Genomic DNA, 20,631 nt, shown 5'->3' on the forward strand with positions numbered 1-20,631 from the left:
AAGTCATTATGAGTACCTTTATGGTTAATATTGTTACGCCAGATGGATTGATTTATGAGCACGAAGCAAAATTTTTGGTTGCAAATACTCAAGCAGGTTCGCTTGGTATTTTGCCCAAACATTGCCCGTTGATTGCCCCTTTAAAAATTGATGCTGTACGGATTGATAGAGAAGAAAATGTTAACGACTGGGTTGCAGTAAATGGTGGCGTTATTGAAGTGCGTGACAACGTGGTTTCAATTGTTGCTAACAGTGCTGAAACAGGAGAAAATATTGATATCTCACGAGCTGAACAAGCTAAGAAGCGTGCAGAACAAAAAATTGAAGCTGCTAAAAACGAGCAAAATCAATCGATTGATATGGCTAGGGCTGAAATAGCACTCTATCGAGCGTTAAATCGGCTTAATGTGGCGAATAAAAGAAGGTAAAGAAACATTTGTTTCTTTACCTTCTTCTCTTTTATAATGAAAGTGGAGGTGAGGATATGTCAGTTTTTGGAATTGATGCGTTAGTTAGGATCTTGAGCCATTTTATTTTTATTTACTTAACCTTTTGGACGTTAAATTCGTTGCGACTTGATGTTCTATTTAAAAAAGGAGTACAGTATGATAGACAAATCCGTTTAGCATATGTTTTTTTATCTGTAGCAATTGGGTTTCAAGTGAGTAACTTCTTTTTAGAAGTAATTTTTCTAGTGCGAAATTTTTTTGAGGGAATGGTTCTCTAAGAAAATTATTAGGAAAATATGAATGAATTTCTTTTTCCATAAAATCATGGTATACTGATTAGGATTTGTAATAAGTTCCTTATATTTATGGAGGGAAAAATTAATGGAATATATAGCAGTTCGCGGTGGAAATCGCCTAGAAGGAAGCGTTAAAATCGAAGGAGCAAAAAATGCTGTATTGCCTATTTTAGCGGGAGCATTACTTGCTAATAAAGGAAAAACAACTATTACCAATGCGCCAATTTTGTCTGATGTATTTACAATGAATAATGTCATTAAGTATTTAAATACAGATATCGAATTTATTGAAGAAGAAAACACGATTAAAATCGATGCAACAAAAGAATTAGAAACAGAAGCCCCATTTGAATATGTTAGCCAAATGAGAGCCTCTATTGTTGTGATGGGACCACTTTTAGCTCGTACTGGTCGAGCTAAAGTTGCCATGCCTGGTGGTTGTGCAATTGGAACACGACCAATTGATTTACATTTGAAAGGGTTTCAAGCATTAGGAGCTAAAATTACGCAACAAAATGGATACATTGAAGCTGTTGCTGATGAATTAGTTGGTGCCAGAATTTATTTAGACTTTCCAAGTGTGGGTGCCACTCAAAATATTATGATGGCTGCTGTCCGTGCAAAAGGGACAACAGTGATTGAGAATGTTGCAAGAGAACCTGAAATTGTCGATTTAGCCATCTATTTAAATAAAATGGGAGCTAAAATCGTTGGTGCTGGGACAGAAACGATTCGCATTGAAGGGGTAACTGATTTATACGGGACAGAGCATAGCGTGGTGCAGGATCGTATTGAAGCCGGGACCTTTATGGTAGCAGCAGCTGCAACGCAAGGAAATGTTTTTATTGAAGATGCTGTGGCAGAACATAATAGTCCGCTGATTTCTAAATTAGTGGAAATGGGTGTAGATATTATTAATGAACAAAATGGGATTCGTGTCATTGGACCAAAATATTTGAAACCAACGGATATTAAAACACTACCACATCCTGGGTTTCCAACAGATATGCAAGCACAAATGAGTGTCTTGATGGTATTAGCCTCAGGGGATAGTGTGTTAACAGAAACTGTTTTTGAAAATCGATTCCAACATTTAGACGAATTACAACGTATGGGTGCTAAATACCGTATTTCCAATAGTGTGGCTTATATTAGTGGTGTTCCAAAGCTTCAAGGAGCACAAGTTAGTGCAACAGATTTACGTGCAGCAGCAGCTCTGATTATTGCTGGATTAGTTGCAACAGATGAAACACGAGTGACTAGATTAGAGCATTTAGACCGTGGATACTATAAATTCCATGAAAAATTAGCCAACCTTGGTGCAACAATCGAAAGAGTTGATGAAGATGTTGCTCATGAATCAATGGCAGAAGTAGTAAGTTAAGCTCTATAATGAAGGAGGAAATTTAATTGAGTTCAATAACTAAAAGAGTAGTCATACAATTGATGCTAGTTATTTTTGTGATTCTATTATTGATTGGATTATTTTTCCTAGGTATTTTTATAGGGTATGTCTATGTTGGAAAAGGGCAATCAAGTGATGCCTTTAATCCATCGACATGGCACCATATACTAGATTTTGTAAAATAACTAATGACCATCAACTCTTATGTTGGTGGTTATTTTTTAAATTGTTAGGAAGATATGATGAAAAAAATTATCATTTTACCTGTTCGTTTTTATCAAAAATTTATTTCTCCTTTATTTCCTAAAAGTTGTCGTTATCATCCAACGTGTTCTCAGTATATGATTGATGCGGTAAATTATCATGGAGCGATTAAAGGATTTATCATGGGTACGGCTCGTATTTTAAGATGTCACCCTTTTGTTAAAGGTGGCATTGACTATGTACCACCAACATTTAGCATCAGGAAAAATCCAGATGAGACATATCGTGGACCATATAAAAGAGAAAAAAATAAATGACTTAAAAGTTAACTTAGACCTTTTTTATTAACGGTCTATTTTTTTATTTTAGAATTGTCTGAAAATTCTGTTGACTTATATTTAATATTAACTTATATTAATAAATAACTTATTTAATTCTAATAAAGAAGTGAGGAAAGTAAAATGAAAAAAATTCTAGGAATGCTTATGGGTGCAACGTTATTGTTATCTGCTTGTGGAACACCGGGTGGAGGAACTGCTCAAAATACGAAATCACAAAAAGATGCTGATACAGTCAAAATTGGTTTAAACATGGAATTATCTGGTGCAGCTGCTGGGTATGGTAACCAAGAAAAAGAAGGTGCCGAACTTGCAGTGAAAGAAATCAATAAAGCCGGTGGGATTAACGGTAAGAAAATTGATTTAGTTGTCAAAGATAATAAAAGTGATACGGCCGAAGCAGCAACAATTGCAACGAGTTTAACAACAAGCGACAATGTCATTGGAATGATCGGTCCAGCAACATCCGGTGCGACAAAAGCAGCTAGTCCAAACGCAACAAAAGCCAAAGTCCCAATTATCACACCATCTGGGACCGATGATTCTATTACAGTAAATAATGGAACAGTTCAAGAATATATTTTTAGAACATGCTTTCAAGATTCTTTCCAAGGGGTTATCTTAGCTAACTATGCAACTGATAATTTGAAAGCGAAAAAAGCAGTGATCATTGGAGACGTATCAAGTGATTATGCAAAAGGATTAACTAAATCATTTAAAGAGACATTTAAAGGTGACATTGTGGCTGATGAAAAATTTAATGCGAAAGATAAAGATTTTAAAGCCATTCTAACAAAAATAAAAGACAAAGATTTTGATTTTATTTACTTACCAGGCTATTACGAAGAAGCTGGTTTAATCATCAAACAGGCACGTGAAATGGGAATTGAACAGCCAATTATCGGGGCTGATGGATTCTCAGATTCTAAATTAATTGATATTGCTGGTGATGAAAATATGAGTAATATCTACTATACGGCTCATTTTTCTGAAAAAGCACCTGCTTCAGATAAAGTAAAAACATTTATTGAGACATTTAAAAAAGAGTATGGTAAAACACCAAGCTCATTTAATGCGTTAGCATATGATTCTGTTTACATGGTTAAAGCTGCTTTAGAAGCTGAAAAAGAAAATACAAGTGAAGCATTAACAAAAGGTTTAGCAACATTAACAGACTTTGAAGGTGTGACAGGTACCATGACAATGGATAAAAATCATAATCCGAAAAAACCAGCTGTTGTAATCGGACTTGAAAAAGGCGAAGAAAACACAGCAGAAGTGGTAAATCCGTAAAAAATCATGAAAACCAAGGGACTGGACAAGAGTTCCTTGGTTTTTCAAAAGGAGGAGAAACAATGAATGTCCTTCAACAATTAGTCAATGGACTCTCATTAGGAAGTATTTACGCACTATTAGCCCTAGGGTATACAATGGTGTATGGAATTATAAAGTTAATCAATTTTGCTCATGGTGAAATATATATGATTGGTGCTTTTATTGGGTACTATGTGGCTAATAACTTTGGTTTTGGCTTAGTTTTAACACTTTTAACATCTATGATTATCTGTGCGATTTTAGGGATGTTGATTGAATTTTTAGCTTATCGTCCACTTAAAAATTCAACACGTATTGCAGCGCTTATTACAGCAATAGGGGTATCATTCTTACTACAATCATTAATGATCTATTTCGTGGGAGCAGATACAAAACCTTATCCTCAATTAATGAAAAATATAACTTATGATTTAGGCATATGCCAAATTAGTAAAATTCAACTCGTGATTATCGCAACGTCAATTTTCTTAATGCTGTTATTACAATTTATCGTGCAACAAACAAAAATGGGGCGTGCCATGCGTGCAGCAAGTGTTGATCCCGAAGCAGCTCAATTAATGGGGATAAATGTAAATTATACCATTTCATTTACTTTTGCACTTGGCTCGTCATTAGCTGCTGCAGGTGGTGTATTAATTGGTCTTTACTATAATAGTATAGACCCAATGATGGGTGTTGCTCCTGGTCTTAAAGCGTTTATCGCTGCCGTGTTTGGTGGAATAGGGATTATTCCAGGTGCCGCACTTGGTGGGTTTGCGATCGGTATCATCGAAACGGTCGTGAGTGCTTTAGGGTTTACAGCTTATCGAGATGCAGCCGTTTACTTGATTTTAATTATTGTATTACTTGTTAAACCATCTGGATTATTAGGTAAAAATATTAAGGAAAAAGTGTAGGTGATAACAATGAAAGAACGATTGAAAATAAATGGGATTTGGTTAGCGATAATGGTCGTTATTTTTGCGATGCTGGCAATCACTTACTCGACTGGATTGATGTCACCTGTTGTCGAAACAACATTAGTAATGATTGGTATCAACATTATTCTAGCGGCTGGACTTAACTTGGTTATTGGTATTTCTGGTCAATTTTCTTTGGGACATGCAGGATTTATGGCGATTGGAGCTTATACAACGGCAATTATGACAATAAAGATGCCGTCAATTGTTGGGTTTTTAATTGGATTAGTTTTAGGTTGTATTCTTTCAGGAATTGTGGCACTTTTAGTTGGTATTCCAACTCTGCGTCTTTCTGGTGACTATTTAGCCATTGCAACATTAGGTGTATCTGAAATTATTCGCTCATTGATTATGAATATGGATCAAATCACTAATGGTCCAGCCGGATTATTTGGTATTCCTCCTTTTGTAACATGGTCAATGGTTTATTTATTTGTTTGTATCACATTGATTTTGATGACAAATTATATTCATAGCGCAGCAGGACGTGCGACGTTATCTGTTCGAGAGAATCTAATCGCAGCAGAATCTATGGGTGTGAATGTGACAAAGTATAAAGTGGTTGCTTTTGTGATTGGTGCCATGACCGCAGCCGTTGCTGGGGGAATGTATTCAAGCTATGTTCAAACGATTGTGCCAGGGAACTTTGATTTTATGAAATCAATCGATATTCTAATCATCGTAGTATTTGGTGGAGTTGGAAGCATGACAGGAACTGTTGTAGCGGCCGTTTTACTTGGTGTATTGAATATGTATTTACAAGATTTTGGTGCCATTCGTATGATAATTTATGCGTTTGCTCTAGTTATCATCATGATTTTCAAACCTTCTGGCTTATTAGGAACAAAAGAATTTTCAGTGAAAAAATTATTGAGTAAAGGAGGTAAACAACATGTCTGAGTTAAACATTAGTCATTTGACAAAGAATTTTGGTGGATTAGCTGCCATTCAGGATTTAAATTTACATTTTGGTGATAATGAGTTGATTGGTTTAATCGGCCCAAATGGAGCGGGAAAAACGACGCTTTTTAACTTGATTACAGGTGTTTATGAACCAAGTTCAGGAAGTATTGAATTAACACATGATAGTAAGACAATGACGTTAAATGGTATTTCTCCGTTTAAAATTGCGCAATTAGGTATTAGTCGAACATTTCAAAATATTCGCTTATTTAAAGACCTAACAGTTCTTGATAATGTATTAATTGCTATGACAGCTAATGCTAAAGAAAGTGTACTATCTGGTATGTTACGTTTGCCTTCTTTTTATAAAAAAGAAGATAAAATGATAGAAGAAGCAACGAAATTATTAGGTTTGTTTGAATTAGAAGACAAGAAAGATAACTTAGCGAAAAATTTACCTTATGGGGAACAACGTCGCTTGGAAATCGTCCGAGCGTTAGCAACAAAACCGAGCATTTTATTTTTAGATGAACCGGCAGCTGGGATGAACCCACAGGAAACTGAAGAATTAACCCAATTAATCAAACGAATTCAAAAAGAATTTGGATTGACTATTGTCTTGATTGAACATGATATGTCGTTAGTTATGGAAGTCTGTGAGAGACTTTATGTATTAGAGTATGGGGCATTGATTGCCTCAGGGACACCAGAAGAAATTAAGCAAGATAAACGCGTTATTCAGGCGTATTTAGGTGGTGAACAGTAATGTTAAAAGTTGAAAATTTATCTGTGCATTATAGCATGATTCAGGCAGTAAAAGATGTGTCTTTTGAAGTAAATCAGGGTGAAATAGTTAGTTTAATTGGGGCTAACGGAGCTGGGAAAACGACTATTCTAAAAAGTTTATCAGGATTAGTTAAACCTTCAGGTGGTTCGATGACATTCAATAATGAAGATCTAACGAAAAAGTCAGCTCCAGCTATTGTGAAAAGTGGTTTAGTTCAAGTGCCTGAAGGTCGTCATATTTTTGCGGGGATGACTGTTATGGAAAATTTAGAGCTTGGTGGCTTTATTCATAATAATCATGATGAGAAAAAAGAAATTTTAGATTATATTTTTGAAACGTTCCCTGTGTTGAAAGAAAGATTAAAACAAGATGCCGCAACACTTTCAGGTGGAGAACAACAAATGCTTGCTATGGGGCGAGCGTTGATGACTAAACCAGATTTATTATTACTGGATGAACCATCAATGGGACTTGCACCTATCTTTATTCGTGAGATTTTTCATATTATCGAACGGATTAACAAACAAGGAACAACCATTCTTTTAATCGAACAAAATGCCAATATGGCGTTGAAACTTTCTGATAGAGGATATGTATTAGAAACAGGTCAAGTGGTGCTTAAAGGAAGCGGTAAAGAGTTATTAGAAAGTGAAGAAGTACAGAAAGCTTATTTAGGAGGATAGAGTTATGTTAGTAAAAGACTATATGTCAACAGAAGTGATTACGACTTCCCCTGAAACACCTGTTTTTCAAGCAATGGACTTAATGAAACAAAAAAATATTCACCGTTTGCCAGTTGTAAAAGACGATCAATTAGTTGGATTGGTCACTGAAGGAACAATTCAAGAAGCGATGCCGTCAAAAGCAACCAGCTTAAGCGTGTATGAAGTGAATTATTTGTTAAATAAAATGACTGTAGCCGATGTGATGATTAAAGACGTTCATACTATCAAGGCCGATGAATTTATTGAAGAAGCCATCAAGATTATGCGTGAGTATAATATTGGTGTGTTGCCTGTTGTGGATGTTAACAGGACTATTCAAGGTATTATCACTAGTACAGATGCATTTGGTGCCTTTTTAGCTATTACTGGTTATGGAGAGAATGGGACGCGTGTTGCGATTTCAATTAAAGACGATCATCCTGGTGTGTTGGCTGATTTAACGAAAGTATTAGCTCAAGATAAATTTAATATCGTTCAGATTATTGTGTATCGTCAAACAAAGAATGTTATTATCGTGATACAAGTTGTCGAAAAAAATGCCACTAAATTAGAAAAATCACTAATTGACAATCAGTATGATGTTATTATGTGTTTAGAGACTGAAAGAAGCTAAAAAGCTTCTTTTTCTCTTAACAAAGGCAAAAATATATGGTATCCTATATGAGTTCGATGCATGAAAGGACTGAAATATTACAGATGAAAAAAAATAAACCAGTTGAAGTTGAAATTAAAGAATTATCAACTCATGATGAATTGTTAATTGGAAAAAAAGTCATTGGAAAAGTAACAAAATTGTCAGATAAAAAATTTGAAGTTGAAACAACAGATGGTATTTTAGGTGTATACAAAACACAAGACGATGCCTACGAAGAAGCATTAAAATATTGGAATTTAAATAATTAAAAAAATTTAAAAAAGTACTTGATTTTTTTTTTGAAATTAGTTATTATATGGAAGTCGGGTTGATAAACTTGATTGATACGGAGGGGTAGCGAAGTGGCTAAACGCGGCGGACTGTAAATCCGCTCCTTCGGGTTCGGCAGTTCGAATCTGCCCCCCTCCATTTCTTATTGGGCTATAGCCAAGCGGTAAGGCAACGGACTTTGACTCCGTCACTCGTTGGTTCGAATCCAGCTAGCCCAGTATTATCTAACACTGAAATCGGTGTTAGATTTTTTTTTATTTTCTTTTGTGGTATGATAGAGGTGTATTAACTTAACTATAAAGGAGATTTAATCACATGGGCGAATTATCTGAAAAATTAGTATCTCAAATTCTAGAATATCGTGACATTTTATCGAGCAATGAAGTAATGGAAACTATCAAAGACAAAGCTCAAATGGTATTTCCAACAAAAGAATACGATGCACCAACTAAAACTAAAAAATTGAAGCAAAATCAACGTAAATGGCGTGCAAAAAATCATTATTAATTAGTCATTAAGTTATTAGGAGTAGGGAACTACTCCTTTTTTCTATTTTATTTCGTTATGATATATAATGTTGTCATTGATTATAAAAATAGCTATAATATAGATAATGACATTTAAAAGGACGTGAATAAATGACTCCAAAGTTACCTGTTTATATTCAGATACATGATAAGATAAAACAAGAAATAGAAGATGGTATCTGGAAGATTGGTGACAGGTTACCTTCTGAAAGGGAATTGTCTGAAGTATTTGGCGTGAGTCGTATGACACTAAGACAGGCTATTCAAACGTTAGCAGATGAGGGAATACTGGAGAGAAAAATTGGTTCCGGTACATATATTGCAAGGCAAAAAGTACAAGAGACGATGATAGGAACGACTAGTTTTTCAGATATTATTCGTTCTCAGGGAAGCCAACCTTCTAGTAAAACATTGTCTTACTTTGTGACTGCACCAAGCTCCAGTGAAATGGAAAAACTACGATTGACAAAAGATCAAAAGATTTTAAAAATGGAACGAATACGTTATTCAGATGATATACCAATTTGTTTTGAAGTAGCAAGCATTCCTCATCATTTGATTGAAGATTTTAGTAAAGAGGAAATCACACGTTCTTTATATAACGTAATGGTTAGTCAAGGACATGGAGTGATTGGAAAATCTTCTCAAACGATATCTGCGCTAAATGCGTCTGAAAAAATCGCACATTATTTAGAATTGAAAAAAGGCGATGCAGTCTTACGTTTACGACAAGTATCTTATTTTGATAATGGCACACCGTTTGAATACGTTAGAAGTCAATACGCAGGTGAGCGTTTTGAGTTTTACTTAGAAAAATAAAAAATAAATCCTGGAGCAGTAGTGCTCTAGGATTTATTTATTGGAACCTCACAGTAGTCTAACGCCCCTTTTTTTAATGAAAATTGAGCATTCAGTAGGTTTGTAATACTTTCTTCAAAAGTTGTCACACTGACTTCATCTACCATAATGTGTAAGGTAACTGTATCGCTAAATTCAGTGTCGCTAAGGGTGTATTCGGGGTGATTAGTTAGAAAATGTTCTAACTTACCATGGATGGAATAGTCCACTGTCACAATCATCTCTTGTTGCAATTTTCCTTCGACTAACCCGATGTGCTCAATGGCTTCAGAAACAGATGAACTATAAGCACGAATCAAGCCACCAGCACCAAGTTTTGTACCACCAAAGTATCTTGTCACAACAGCTAAAACATTTCGTAGTTTTTTTACCTTTAACACTTCAAGCATCGGGACACCTGCTGTTCCACTTGGTTCACCGTCATCGCTTGAACGTTGGATTTCTTGTTTATCTCCAAGAACGTAAGCGACACAATTATGATTAGCTTTCCAATGTTTTTTTTTGATTTGTTGAATGATTTCTTTTGCTTCATCTTCTGTTTCTATTCGCCTTAAGTGGCAGATAAAAGACGATTTTTTTATGACGATTTCATAATCGCCATCTTGTTTTATGGTATAGTAATTTAATAGCATATAGGTAACCCCCAAAAAATTAATTTAGTAAAATGTTTTAAAAGGAGAATGATTATGCAAAAAAAACGAATAGGGTTGTTAGTGTTAGTCATGGTATTCGTCTTAAGTGCCTGTACATCTACAAAGAATGACACCACACATGATTCAAGTACAGATATGACAAGTGACATTAATAAAAAAGATAAACTTGTTTATACCTTAGAATATGATCATCATCAATATCAGTTTAACATGCTTGATGGTTGGCGTAAATTTCCAAACAGTGATAAGTCGATTGCTTTTTTATTGGGAAACAAAGATTCTAAGTCATTTATGTCTGCGGGATTTGAAGAAAAAGGAAATAAGACGTTAGAGGATTATAAAACAGACTATTTAAAAAAATTAAATGATGCTAACGCGACTGTTGTGATTGAACCAGAAAAAAAAGAACTAAATGGGTGGGATGCCTATTATCTTGGTGTTGAAATGAAAGATAATAAAAATCGTGTCTTAACCTATCGAATTTATTTGGTAGAAACACCTGATTATTTTATTAACCTTGGTGCATGGACAAGTGAAGAGAATCCAAAAGAAGCAACTATTCAAGGTCTAGATGATATTTTATCAACCTTTAAAGAAAAAGATTAGAATAAAAGCATGACTTTTCAATAATAGAAAAGTCATGCTTTTTTCTATAGTCGGTGACGTATCCAATCATAAATATCTAATGTGACATCTAACGATTCTTTTTCATTTAATATTTCATGTCTTAAATCATTATATAAGCGAAGCGTGACATCCTTAAAGTAATTGTCACTCAATTCTAGAGCTAATTTTCTAGGGCCTTTTCCATAGTTTCCAACAGGATCTTTTTCGCCGCTAATAATTAACACTGGCAAATCACGTTGGATGGTGATAAACCAATGTTTTTTTGTGGCGTCATCCATAAGAGAAAGAAGTGTATAGAATCCATTATTTGTAAAAATAAACCCACACTGTTCATCTTGTTCGTAAGATTCGACGTTATCAGGGTTTTTAGAGAGCCAACTAAAAGGAGAATGAGCTGGTTTAAACTTTTGATTAAATGAACCAAACAATAATTTATCCATGGCAGGATTTTTTGTCTTAGGAGAGACTATATTCAATCCTTTCGCCATTTTAACCCCAAAACTTATCTCTTTGCGTCGGTTAGTTGATCCCATTAAAATAGCGCCTTTAACAAGATGTGAGTATTTCTTTAAATAGTTTCTCACCACAAAAGATCCCATACTATGACCTAAAATAAACAAAGGAGTATCCGGATAACGACTTTTTGCATATTGGGTAATTTGAAAAGTATCCTCCACTACAATAGAGGCACTGTCACCTTCACAGAAAAAACCATGTAGAGGATTATCCATATCCACTGATTCACCATGACCTAGGTGATCGTGTCCAATGACTAGGATGTCATGAGCAGATAAATAGCGCGCTAATGGGTCATATCGTTCGACGTACTCTGCCATCCCATGTACGACTTGTAAGATTGCTTTTGGTTTTTTAGTGGAATTATGCCAGATAATACCATTTAAATCTGTATTACCATCTAAAGATTCAATAACAAATTTTTTCTTCATAATTATACCCTTTCTATAATCCAATTTATCCTTATTATAGTCTATTTAAAAGTGAGTCACTAGTATAATGCGTAGATTATTTATAGGAGGAGATAATATTGTATAAAACATTGCAGGGACGTCAGTTATTAAAACAAGAAATACCTCATCCATTAAGAAAATACTTAAAAAAGGATAACAGCATAAAAAAAGTTAAAGCGATGACGTATAGTAAAAAAGATATTACCTGTCGTCGTTGTGGACATGTCAATAATCAAGATTCTTGTCAGATAAATGGTGGCTTTTATTGTGATTATTGTCTTAATATGGGAAGGGTGACAAGTGAAGATGTTTTATATCGTATCCCAAAAAGCCCTCGAAAAACGTCACAAAAAACACATTGTTTTTGGCAAGGAGAACTAACTAAACAGCAAGCATGCATCTCTCAAGAAATATTAGATTCTTACCGTCGTAAACGACATCATTTTGTTCATGCAGTGACAGGGGCTGGTAAAACAGAGATGCTATTTCCTTTAATAGAACAAGTGTTGACAGATGGAAAAGTTATTGGAATAGCCACTCCACGCATTGATGTGTGTTTAGAATTGTATCCCAGAATGAAAGAGGCATTTCAAGATACGACAATCAATTTGTTATATGGCCATTCTTCTCAAACATATAATGGCGCATCTTTCATTATTTGTACGACACATCAACTTATGCGTTTTTATCGTTATTTTGATGTATTGGTTATAGATGAAGCCGATGCGTTTCCTTATGTTCATTCTGATGAATTACAGTATGTAGCAAAACAGTCATTAGAAAAAAAGGGATGTTTTGTTTTTCTAACTGCTACGAGTAATCCAAGACTAGAACATTATTCTAATACGGAAAAAAGTATGTTAGCTAAACGGTTTCATGGACAAGACTTACCTGTTCCTAAAACAATCTATTGTCGGAATTTAGCCATAAATTTACGAAAAGGAAAATTGCCTAAAAAAATGAGGATGGAAATAGAAGCAAGTGATCAATCTTATATTCTTTTCTTTCCGGATATTGCTTTAATGTCTATGGTTTATCCTGTTGTTAAGAAAATATGGCAGAAAAAAAAGGTCGCAATGGTACATGCATCATCTGATACTAGGGAACAAGTGGTGAAACAAATGAGAGAAGGGAAGATTGATCTGTTACTAAGTACAACGATTTTAGAACGAGGGGTTACATTTAAAAATATTTCCGTCATGGTAGTGTGTGCGGATCATCGAGTATTTAATCGTGCGAGTTTAGTTCAAATTGCAGGACGAGTGGGCCGAAGTGTGAATTATCCGACCGGACACGTCATCTTTTTGCATGAAGGAAAAAATCAGGCCATGGTATCAGCTATAAAAGAAATAAAACAAATGAATAAAGAGGCTAAGAGATGAAGTGTGTGTTGTGTCACGGGGTATTAAAGAACCAAGTAACATTTCGAGAACTGTTATTAGGTAGTCAGGTTAAAAATCATTGTTGCGATAAATGCCATAGTCAATTTCAGCCAATTAATCCGTTGCTTGAAAAGAGATGTATCTATTGTCGGAAAGTGTCACGAAAAACTGTATGCGAAGATTGTTTATATTGGGAAAAAAACCAAATAATCTTAGAGCCACATCATGCCTTATATGAGTACAATGAGTCTATGAGTGAATTTATGACCAGTTATAAATTTCAAGGAAATCGTACACTAGCAAAAGCTTTTAGTTCTGATATTAATCAAGTGTTTAAACAGTTGACTTATGATATGGTTATCCCCATTCCTTTATCTAAAAAACGATTAGCTGATCGTGGGTTTCATCAGGTGGAAGCACTGTTGGAAGATGCATATGTTGATTATGAGTCGATATTAAAAAAAAGAAGACACACGAGAAAACAATCAGGCAAAACAAAAGAAGAACGACTTAAAACGATTCATCCGTTTTACTTAAATCAATCTGACCAAGATATTATTTATCAAAAAACGATTATTTTAGTTGATGATGTTTACACAACAGGAAGTACGATATTGCAGGCAAAACGTTATCTTTTGAGTAAACATGCTAAAAAAGTCATAACGTTTTCCTTAGCAAGGTGAAAATAATGAAGCGTTTTCTATCAAAGTGTTTGTCATTTTATGATAAGTTCGATATAATAAAGGTGGGAAGATAAGGGGATTAAATTAAGTTTTAAACGTTCTTATCTTTTTAGTTTTAGTGATAGATGAAAGGGGTAATAGTTATGTTTAGATACAATGTAAGAGGCGAGAACATTGAAGTTACTCAAGCCATAAGAGAATATGTAGAGAAAAAAATTGGCAAATTAGAAAAATATTTTACAAATGTGCCGGAATCAACAGCACATGTTAATTTAAAAGTGTATTCTGATAAAAATGCTAAAGTGGAAGTAACCATTCCATTACCATACTTAGTACTTAGAGCTGAAGAAACTTCTCCAGATTTATACGGAAGCATTGACTTAGTGGTCGACAAGTTGGAGCGACAAATTAGAAAGTACAAAACAAAAATTAATCGTAAATCAAGAGAGACTGCCTTAGATGTAACCAAAGAAATGGTATTTTCTCCCAATAATTCTACAGAACAACATGACGAACCAGATTTAGAAATTGTTCGAACAAAACGTTTATCATTAAAACCTATGGATAGTGAAGAAGCAGTCTTACAAATGAACATGTTAGGTCATAACTTCTTTATTTTTGAAGATGCAGAAACAAATGGAACAAGCATTGTTTACAAACGTAAAGATGGTAAATATGGTTTAATTGAAACAAATTAATAAATAAAAACACTTCGCAGAAAGTCATAAAATACTTTCTGCGAAGTGTTTTTATCATTTATATTATCAAGTACCCCATACGATATCAACTTGTGAAGGGAAGATAAATCTGATAAACTGATTAGGATTAAATAGAGACGGGTGATCAGATGAAGCTTTTACGAGCAGATAATTTAGATAAAAATTATGGAACAAAGCAATTATTAGATAATGTTTCTTTTTTAATAAAAGAAAAAGATCGTATTGGGTTAATCGGAATTAATGGAACAGGTAAATCAACGTTGATTAAGATTTTATCAGGAAAAGATCATGCAGAAAAGGGATCGATTGATTACCCAAATGATTATAAAATTGGTTATCTTTCGCAAGATACCATCTTTTCTGAAGATATTTCAGTATTAGATGCTGTCTTTGATGATGATACACCTGTTATGAAAGCTATTCGTTCGTATGAGAAAGCATTGGTTGATTTGGCACAAGATGGAGAAAATCCAGCAGTACAAAAAGCTTACGAAAAAGCTGAAGAAGCAATGAATAAAGAAGATGCTTGGTTAGCTGAGACAAGTGCTAAAACCATTTTAAATAAATTAGGCATTTTATTTTTAGATAAAAAAGTATCAGAGCTATCTGGAGGCCAACAAAAAAGACTAGGATTGGCACAAGTCTTAATCCAATCACCTGATTTACTTCTTTTAGATGAACCAACCAACCATTTAGATTATGAAACCATTCAATGGCTAGAAGATTATCTGAATCATTATCAAGGGTCACTCATCGTGATAACGCATGATCGCTACTTTTTAGATCGTGTGACGAATCGAATATTTGAATTAGCTAACGGAACATTACACGAATACACAGGAAATTATCAAGCTTATTTAGTGCAACGAGCAGAACGTGAAGAACAAGAAAAGAAAAGCTTACACAAAAATAAACAGCTATTTAAGCAAGAACTTGCTTGGATGCGAGCTGGTGTAAAAGCTCGTGGCACGAAACAACAAGCTAGAATTAATCGCTTTAATGATTTGAAAGATAAAGTAAGTGGTTCAAGTGATAAGGGAAACTTAGAATTTTCAGTTGGTACAAAACGATTAGGTAAAAAAGTCATTGAAATAGAACATGCTAATTTTAAAATAGCTAATCAAGTTATTTTAAAAGACTTTGAGTTGTTAGTCCAAGCTAATGAACGATTAGGCATTACAGGAGAAAATGGTTCTGGAAAATCAACCTTGCTAAATCTTATTGCTGGGAATTTAACGTTGGATAGTGGTGTGATTGAGTTAGGAGAAACAGTCAATATCGGGTATTATACCCAAACGAATGATACATTAGATGAAAGCAAACGCATTATTTCTTATTTACAAGAAATTGCTGAAGAAGTAAAACAACAAGATGGTACAGTGATTAGTGTCACAGAGATGTTAGAGCGATTTTTATTTCCAAGAAATGTGCACGGGACATTGATTAGTAAATTGTCAGGTGGCGAGAAACGCCGTCTGTACTTACTTAGCATTTTAATCCAACAACCAAATGTGTTACTATTAGATGAGCCAACGAATGATCTAGATGTCGAAACATTAACTATTTTGGAAGATTATCTGTCTGATTTTCCGGGTGCAGTTATTGCTGTTAGTCATGATCGTTATTTTTTAGATAAAACAATGGACAAGTTACTCATTTTTAAAGGACAAGGTGACATGACAACTTTTTATGGCTCAATGAGTGATTATGTTGAGCAGACAGGTGAGCAAGAGTCAGTTGAGAAAACTACTAAATCAACTACAACTAAAAAAGTTGATAAAGTAGTCTCTAATGATGGTGAGAAAAAGAAATTGACTTATAAAGAAAAAATTGAATGGGATACAATTGAAGAAGAAATTGCCCAATTAGAAGAGAATATTGAGTCATTGAACGAACAAATGTTAGACAATAGTAGTGATGCTATAAAATTACAAGATTTGCAAGCGACACTAACAACTACCGAACAAACTCTTGAAGACAAACTTGAGAGATGGGAATATCTTAGTGAATTTGCTGATTAATAAATCATTGTTTGAGGGGTAATTATGGAAGAAGCATATTTAGAATTAGGCCGAGAGATATTAAATAAAGGTCATGAAAAGACTGATCGTACAGGTACTGGGACAAAAAGTCTTTTTGGTTACCAGATGCGTTTTGATTTAAGTCAAGGATTTCCTCTGTTGACAACCAAACGTATTCCATTTTCTTTAGTGAAAAGTGAATTGTTATGGTTCCTTAAAGGTGATACAAACATTAAATATTTGTTAGAAAATAACAACCATATTTGGGATGAATGGGCTTTTGAGAGATATGTCAAAAGTGAAGACTACAAAGGACCTGACATGACCGACTTTGGTCGTCGATGTTTAGTAGATGAAGAATTCAATCAAGCGTATCAAAAAGAGATGACTTCTTTTAGAGAAAAAATGTTAATGGATGATGAATTTGCTGAAAAATATGGCGAATTAGGAAATATTTATGGTTCTCAGTGGCGTCGTTGGAAAACGTCAACAGGAGACACCATCGACCAATTACAAGATGTGATTGATATGATTCGACACACTCCAGACTCTAGACGGTTAATCGTGTCAGCATGGAATCCAGAAGATGTGCCATCGATGGCTTTACCACCATGTCACACGTTATTTCAATTTTATGTAGCAGATGGAAAATTAAGTTGCCAATTGTATCAACGTAGTGCAGACGTCTTTTTAGGTGTTCCGTTTAATATTGCAAGTTATGCTTTATTAACACATTTAATTGCACATGAAACGAATCTTGAAGTGGGAGAGTTTGTTCATACATTAGGGGATGCTCATCTGTACAGTAATCATATCGAGCAAATGACAGAACAACTTTCAAGACAACAACGAGAGTTACCAACACTTTGGTTAAATAAAGAAAAACAATCAGTGTTTGATTTTGATATGGATGACATCAAGATTGAAGGGTACCAGCCACATCCGAGTATTAAGGCACCGATTGCGGTGTAGGGGAAATTTGGGAGGAAATAAAGAAATATGATAGCAGCAATATGGGCTCAAGATGAAAATGGTTTAATTGGGAAAGATGATAAATTACCGTGGTATTTACCAGATGACTTACAATTTTTCAAACAAATGACGGAAAATAATACGATTGTGATGGGAAGGAAAACGTTTGAAGGAATGGGTAAAAATCTATTGCCTAATCGTCAAACCATTGTGTTAACATCAGACCAATCTTATGATGGGAATGGTGCGATTGTCATGCATTCGGTAGATGATGTATTGAAATATGCCGAAGAATTTGATGGGATTACTTTTATCACTGGTGGTGGTGAGATTTATAAAACATTCTTGCCTTACACTGATGTATTATATCGTACGTTGATTCAATCAACATTTGAAGGAGATACTTATTTTCCTTATATTGATTGGGGAGAGTGGAATATTGTTAGTACCAGCGAAGGCACTGTTAACGATGATAATCCATACCCACATGATTTTGAGACATACCAACGCCATCAATCGTAACACCACCAAAGGGACTGATGAATGATCTTGTTCACCAGTCTTTTTCTTTAGAACAAAAAAGAAATATTAAAAATTTTACAAAGCGTCTTTTTTTCATTGAAAAAAATAATTAACAGTGAGATACTTTATTTTGATAGTATAATAATGGGGGTATTTTACGCGACCATTAATGAGGAGAATCAATCAATGAGCCAAAGAAATAAAGGGAATTTTTTATTCAGTAAAAACAAACGAGGAAAAAAAACGAAATCTCATGTCCCCATCAGACTAGATATTTTGTTTTTTATTGTGTTTATATTATTCACTATGTTAATTGTGAAATTATCTGATTTACAAATTAAAAATCAAGAAAAATATAAAGCAATTGTCTCAAATGGTCAAAAGAAAATTATTGAAGAAAAAGCACCTAGAGGGTATATATATGATTCAAAAGGAAATGTTTTAGTTGGAAATAAAGCCACACAAGCAATTCTGTTTACTCGATCAGCAGGAATGAATGCAAATGACATTCGTAAAGTGAGTCAAGATATTGTCAAATTAATTGATATCGAACCAGATAAGTTAACGGATAGAGATAAAAAAGATTATTGGTTATCTAAGCCAGAAAATCTAGTTGAGGCACAAAAACGATTGACTGTTTCTGACAAAGTAAACGCAAATGGGCAAGAGTTGTCTAATAGTGATTTATATACGAAAACCGTTGATAAGGTGAAAGATAGTGAGATTAAGTTTAATCAAGAAGAAATGAAAGAAGCCTCTATTTTCAAACGAATCAATGGTGCGGCAGCCTTGGAACCTGTCACAATAAAAAATGATAATGTGACACCTGAAGAAATTGCAAAAGTTGGGGAAAATACAGCGGCTATTTCTGGACTATCTGCTGGAACAGATTGGGAGAGAGACTATCCTGAAAAAGATCAAATTCGTTCCATTCTTGGAACGGTATCAACTGAGAAACAAGGGTTACCTGAAGATGAGATTGATGAATATTTGAAAAAAGGCTATCAACGAAATGATCGTGTAGGGTTAAGTTATCTTGAAAAATCATATGAAGACACGTTAAAAGGTAAAAAAGGGCAAGCCGAAGTTATGACTGATAAAGATCAAAAAATTGTGTCGAAAAAAGAAGTGAAAGCAAGTGAAAAAGGCGATAATTTAATGCTGACAATTAACCTTGATTTTCAACATAAGGTAGAAGAAATTGCTAAACGTCACTTTGAATCACTTCAACAGGCAGGAAAAACTCAGTATTCTCCCGGAGTATATGTGGTAGTTACTAATCCAAACAATGGTGAAGTGTTATCAATGGTAGGTCTTAGTAAAGATCCAGAAACTGGGGAATTGGTAGATGATACATTAGGAACCATCAATAAAGCTTTTGTACCAGGTTCTTCTATCAAGGCGGCTACTGTAATGGCTGGTTATGAAAATGGGGTCATTAAAGGCAATCAAACCTTTATTGATGAGCCATTAGTTTTTAGTGATGGAACGAGAAAAACGTCTCTTTTCAATCAGTATTCATCTATTGCGTTAACAACACAACAAGCACTTGAAGTTTCTTCGAATGTCTACATGATGAAAATTGCATTAGGCATGATGGGAGCTGAGTACGTTCCAGGGATGTCTTTACCTGTCGATACTAGTATTTTTGATAAATTACGAAAAACCTACGAAGAATTTGGTTTAGGAACAAAAACAGGGATCGATATTCCCCAAGAATCTGTGGGTGTGTTGAATAAAAATTATAAAGATAAAGATGGGAAGTATATTCCTGGTATTATGGCCAGTGCATTGGATTTATCTTTTGGTAACTATGAAGCATATACACCTATTCAATTGGCACAATATGTGTCAACAGTGGCTAATGGTGGAACACGATACGCGCCTCATGTAGTAAAAGGAATTTATGGTAATAGTGAGAATGGTGAATTGGGAAAAGAGAAAGAATTGATTCAACCAAAAGTAATGAGTAAAATTGAAGGTAGAGAAGAGGAATTTGATATTATTCAAGAAGGAATGTATCAAGTTGTCAATGGATCAATGGGAACTGGGAATGAACTACAAGGAGCGAGTCTTCCAATTGCAGCAAAAACAGGGACAGCTGAAACATTTGCAGTTGATCCGAAAACAAATCAAGCAGTATCCGTTATAAATAGTACGATTGTGGGTTACGCACCTTATAATGATCCAAAAGTGGCGGTTAGTGTGATGATTCCCCAAATTAGTGATGATAACATGGCAACTAATCGTTTGATATTAAAAGAAGTCATAAATGCCTATAATGAAGAGTATAATAAACAATAAGTGAATTTTATGTATTTAAAACTGTAAAGGAGAAATCCTTAACAAATTTGTGAAAAAGACTAGAAATTT

General features: G+C 34.4%; 24 protein-coding genes and 2 tRNA genes. 24 read left to right on the forward strand and 2 right to left on the reverse strand.

What is annotated here, in order from left to right; all coding sequences use genetic code 11:
* Positions 1-8: 8 nt before the first annotated feature.
* From AC37UB_RS00455 to AC37UB_RS00530, 16 genes are all read left to right on the forward strand, one after another.
* Positions 9-428, forward strand: a complete 420-nt coding sequence (locus tag AC37UB_RS00455) for a F0F1 ATP synthase subunit epsilon (protein ID WP_117972093.1) — start codon at positions 9-11, stop codon at positions 426-428.
* Between the two features lie 56 nt (positions 429-484).
* Positions 485-727 (forward strand): DUF1146 family protein, encoded by a 243-nt coding sequence (locus AC37UB_RS00460; RefSeq protein ID WP_117972094.1) that lies wholly within the window; start codon positions 485-487, stop codon positions 725-727.
* Between the two features lie 103 nt (positions 728-830).
* Complete coding sequence (gene murA / locus AC37UB_RS00465; RefSeq protein WP_117972095.1) at positions 831-2,129, forward strand: UDP-N-acetylglucosamine 1-carboxyvinyltransferase; 1,299 nt, start codon at positions 831-833, stop codon at positions 2,127-2,129.
* A 26-nt stretch (positions 2,130-2,155) separates the two neighbouring features.
* Entirely contained in the window at positions 2,156-2,335 is a 180-nt protein-coding gene (locus tag AC37UB_RS00470; RefSeq protein ID WP_117972096.1) for a DNA-directed RNA polymerase subunit beta, read from the forward strand.
* Positions 2,336-2,392: 57 nt separating this feature from the next.
* A complete protein-coding gene (gene yidD, locus AC37UB_RS00475; protein ID WP_490685136.1) occupies positions 2,393-2,671 on the forward strand; it encodes a membrane protein insertion efficiency factor YidD in 279 nt (92 codons plus the stop codon).
* Positions 2,672-2,815: 144 nt separating this feature from the next.
* Positions 2,816-3,985 carry an ABC transporter substrate-binding protein gene (locus AC37UB_RS00480; RefSeq protein WP_117972098.1) on the forward strand — a complete coding sequence of 390 codons (1,170 nt, stop codon included), beginning with the start codon at positions 2,816-2,818 and terminating at the stop codon, positions 3,983-3,985.
* A 62-nt stretch (positions 3,986-4,047) separates the two neighbouring features.
* Positions 4,048-4,923 carry a branched-chain amino acid ABC transporter permease gene (locus AC37UB_RS00485; RefSeq protein WP_490685137.1) on the forward strand — a complete coding sequence of 292 codons (876 nt, stop codon included), beginning with the start codon at positions 4,048-4,050 and terminating at the stop codon, positions 4,921-4,923.
* Between the two features lie 9 nt (positions 4,924-4,932).
* Positions 4,933-5,886: a branched-chain amino acid ABC transporter permease gene (locus AC37UB_RS00490; RefSeq protein WP_117972758.1), complete on the forward strand. Its 954-nt coding sequence runs from the start codon at positions 4,933-4,935 to the stop codon at positions 5,884-5,886.
* A complete protein-coding gene (locus AC37UB_RS00495) occupies positions 5,879-6,655 on the forward strand; it encodes an ABC transporter ATP-binding protein (RefSeq protein ID WP_490685138.1) in 777 nt (258 codons plus the stop codon). Before AC37UB_RS00490 ends, AC37UB_RS00495 begins: the two co-directional genes overlap by 8 nt.
* The gene (locus AC37UB_RS00500; RefSeq protein ID WP_490685139.1) at positions 6,655-7,359 is read left to right on the forward strand and encodes an ABC transporter ATP-binding protein; all 705 of its coding nucleotides are present in this window, start codon (positions 6,655-6,657) and stop codon (positions 7,357-7,359) included. Before AC37UB_RS00495 ends, AC37UB_RS00500 begins: the two co-directional genes overlap by 1 nt.
* 4 nt (positions 7,360-7,363) lie before the next feature.
* Complete coding sequence (locus AC37UB_RS00505) at positions 7,364-8,014, forward strand: CBS and ACT domain-containing protein (RefSeq protein ID WP_241698897.1); 651 nt, start codon at positions 7,364-7,366, stop codon at positions 8,012-8,014.
* A gap of 83 nt (positions 8,015-8,097) precedes the next feature.
* Positions 8,098-8,304 carry a DUF2969 family protein gene (locus tag AC37UB_RS00510; RefSeq protein ID WP_158559328.1) on the forward strand — a complete coding sequence of 69 codons (207 nt, stop codon included), beginning with the start codon at positions 8,098-8,100 and terminating at the stop codon, positions 8,302-8,304.
* Positions 8,305-8,383: 79 nt separating this feature from the next.
* Positions 8,384-8,464: transfer RNA gene (locus AC37UB_RS00515), tRNA-Tyr, on the forward strand.
* A gap of 8 nt (positions 8,465-8,472) precedes the next feature.
* Positions 8,473-8,544: transfer RNA gene (locus tag AC37UB_RS00520), tRNA-Gln, on the forward strand.
* Positions 8,545-8,641: 97 nt separating this feature from the next.
* Positions 8,642-8,833, forward strand: coding sequence for a hypothetical protein (locus AC37UB_RS00525; RefSeq protein WP_117972104.1), 192 nt, complete (start codon positions 8,642-8,644; stop codon positions 8,831-8,833).
* A 131-nt stretch (positions 8,834-8,964) separates the two neighbouring features.
* Positions 8,965-9,672 (forward strand): GntR family transcriptional regulator, encoded by a 708-nt coding sequence (locus tag AC37UB_RS00530; RefSeq protein ID WP_117972105.1) that lies wholly within the window; start codon positions 8,965-8,967, stop codon positions 9,670-9,672.
* Between the two features lie 26 nt (positions 9,673-9,698).
* Here the strand turns inward: AC37UB_RS00530 and AC37UB_RS00535 are convergent, their stop codons facing one another.
* Positions 9,699-10,343 (reverse strand): YigZ family protein, encoded by a 645-nt coding sequence (locus tag AC37UB_RS00535; RefSeq protein ID WP_117972106.1) that lies wholly within the window; start codon positions 10,341-10,343, stop codon positions 9,699-9,701.
* 54 nt (positions 10,344-10,397) lie between these two features.
* On the opposite strand from AC37UB_RS00535, the gene AC37UB_RS00540 reads away from it, so the two are divergent.
* Positions 10,398-10,970 (forward strand): hypothetical protein, encoded by a 573-nt coding sequence (locus tag AC37UB_RS00540; protein ID WP_117972107.1) that lies wholly within the window; start codon positions 10,398-10,400, stop codon positions 10,968-10,970.
* Between the two features lie 44 nt (positions 10,971-11,014).
* Here the strand turns inward: AC37UB_RS00540 and AC37UB_RS00545 are convergent, their stop codons facing one another.
* Positions 11,015-11,938, reverse strand: coding sequence for an alpha/beta fold hydrolase (locus tag AC37UB_RS00545; RefSeq protein WP_117972108.1), 924 nt, complete (start codon positions 11,936-11,938; stop codon positions 11,015-11,017).
* 98 nt (positions 11,939-12,036) lie between these two features.
* On the opposite strand from AC37UB_RS00545, the gene AC37UB_RS00550 reads away from it, so the two are divergent.
* The 7 genes from AC37UB_RS00550 to AC37UB_RS00580 all read left to right on the forward strand — a co-directional run bounded on the left by AC37UB_RS00550 (position 12,037) and on the right by AC37UB_RS00580 (position 20,562).
* Complete coding sequence (locus AC37UB_RS00550) at positions 12,037-13,341, forward strand: ATP-dependent helicase ComFA (protein WP_490685140.1); 1,305 nt, start codon at positions 12,037-12,039, stop codon at positions 13,339-13,341.
* Entirely contained in the window at positions 13,338-14,024 is a 687-nt protein-coding gene (locus AC37UB_RS00555; protein WP_490685141.1) for a ComF family protein, read from the forward strand. The genes AC37UB_RS00550 and AC37UB_RS00555 overlap by 4 nt, the downstream gene beginning before the upstream one ends.
* 143 nt (positions 14,025-14,167) lie before the next feature.
* Positions 14,168-14,722, forward strand: coding sequence for a ribosome hibernation-promoting factor, HPF/YfiA family (gene hpf, locus AC37UB_RS00560; RefSeq protein WP_117972111.1), 555 nt, complete (start codon positions 14,168-14,170; stop codon positions 14,720-14,722).
* A gap of 149 nt (positions 14,723-14,871) precedes the next feature.
* Complete coding sequence (locus AC37UB_RS00565; protein WP_117972112.1) at positions 14,872-16,764, forward strand: ABC-F family ATP-binding cassette domain-containing protein; 1,893 nt, start codon at positions 14,872-14,874, stop codon at positions 16,762-16,764.
* Between the two features lie 24 nt (positions 16,765-16,788).
* Complete coding sequence (locus AC37UB_RS00570) at positions 16,789-17,736, forward strand: thymidylate synthase (protein WP_117972113.1); 948 nt, start codon at positions 16,789-16,791, stop codon at positions 17,734-17,736.
* Positions 17,737-17,763: 27 nt separating this feature from the next.
* Complete coding sequence (locus AC37UB_RS00575; protein WP_117972114.1) at positions 17,764-18,258, forward strand: dihydrofolate reductase; 495 nt, start codon at positions 17,764-17,766, stop codon at positions 18,256-18,258.
* A gap of 186 nt (positions 18,259-18,444) precedes the next feature.
* Positions 18,445-20,562, forward strand: coding sequence for a peptidoglycan D,D-transpeptidase FtsI family protein (locus AC37UB_RS00580; RefSeq protein WP_490685142.1), 2,118 nt, complete (start codon positions 18,445-18,447; stop codon positions 20,560-20,562).
* The last annotated feature ends 69 nt before the right edge of the window (positions 20,563-20,631 follow it).

It is taken from the genome of Vagococcus changpingensis, from assembly GCF_058211775.1.

Bases quoted from the DNA above. Each gene is read 5' to 3' on its own strand.
- AC37UB_RS00455 (WP_117972093.1), top strand. From the start codon at position 9: ATGAGTACCTTTATGGTTAATATTGTTACGCCAGATGGATTGATTTAT.
- AC37UB_RS00460 (WP_117972094.1), top strand. From the start codon at position 485: ATGTCAGTTTTTGGAATTGATGCGTTAGTTAGGATCTTGAGCCATTTT.
- murA (WP_117972095.1), top strand. From the start codon at position 831: ATGGAATATATAGCAGTTCGCGGTGGAAATCGCCTAGAAGGAAGCGTT.
- yidD (WP_490685136.1), top strand. From the start codon at position 2,393: ATGAAAAAAATTATCATTTTACCTGTTCGTTTTTATCAAAAATTTATT.
- AC37UB_RS00480 (WP_117972098.1), top strand. From the start codon at position 2,816: ATGAAAAAAATTCTAGGAATGCTTATGGGTGCAACGTTATTGTTATCT.
- AC37UB_RS00485 (WP_490685137.1), top strand. From the start codon at position 4,048: ATGAATGTCCTTCAACAATTAGTCAATGGACTCTCATTAGGAAGTATT.
- AC37UB_RS00490 (WP_117972758.1), top strand. From the start codon at position 4,933: ATGAAAGAACGATTGAAAATAAATGGGATTTGGTTAGCGATAATGGTC.
- AC37UB_RS00495 (WP_490685138.1), top strand. From the start codon at position 5,879: ATGTCTGAGTTAAACATTAGTCATTTGACAAAGAATTTTGGTGGATTA.
- AC37UB_RS00500 (WP_490685139.1), top strand. From the start codon at position 6,655: ATGTTAAAAGTTGAAAATTTATCTGTGCATTATAGCATGATTCAGGCA.
- AC37UB_RS00505 (WP_241698897.1), top strand. From the start codon at position 7,364: ATGTTAGTAAAAGACTATATGTCAACAGAAGTGATTACGACTTCCCCT.
- AC37UB_RS00510 (WP_158559328.1), top strand. From the start codon at position 8,098: ATGAAAAAAAATAAACCAGTTGAAGTTGAAATTAAAGAATTATCAACT.
- AC37UB_RS00525 (WP_117972104.1), top strand. From the start codon at position 8,642: ATGGGCGAATTATCTGAAAAATTAGTATCTCAAATTCTAGAATATCGT.
- AC37UB_RS00530 (WP_117972105.1), top strand. From the start codon at position 8,965: ATGACTCCAAAGTTACCTGTTTATATTCAGATACATGATAAGATAAAA.
- AC37UB_RS00535 (WP_117972106.1), bottom strand. From the start codon at position 10,343: ATGCTATTAAATTACTATACCATAAAACAAGATGGCGATTATGAAATC.
- AC37UB_RS00540 (WP_117972107.1), top strand. From the start codon at position 10,398: ATGCAAAAAAAACGAATAGGGTTGTTAGTGTTAGTCATGGTATTCGTC.
- AC37UB_RS00545 (WP_117972108.1), bottom strand. From the start codon at position 11,938: ATGAAGAAAAAATTTGTTATTGAATCTTTAGATGGTAATACAGATTTA.
- AC37UB_RS00555 (WP_490685141.1), top strand. From the start codon at position 13,338: ATGAAGTGTGTGTTGTGTCACGGGGTATTAAAGAACCAAGTAACATTT.
- hpf (WP_117972111.1), top strand. From the start codon at position 14,168: ATGTTTAGATACAATGTAAGAGGCGAGAACATTGAAGTTACTCAAGCC.
- AC37UB_RS00565 (WP_117972112.1), top strand. From the start codon at position 14,872: ATGAAGCTTTTACGAGCAGATAATTTAGATAAAAATTATGGAACAAAG.
- AC37UB_RS00570 (WP_117972113.1), top strand. From the start codon at position 16,789: ATGGAAGAAGCATATTTAGAATTAGGCCGAGAGATATTAAATAAAGGT.
- AC37UB_RS00575 (WP_117972114.1), top strand. From the start codon at position 17,764: ATGATAGCAGCAATATGGGCTCAAGATGAAAATGGTTTAATTGGGAAA.
- AC37UB_RS00580 (WP_490685142.1), top strand. From the start codon at position 18,445: ATGAGCCAAAGAAATAAAGGGAATTTTTTATTCAGTAAAAACAAACGA.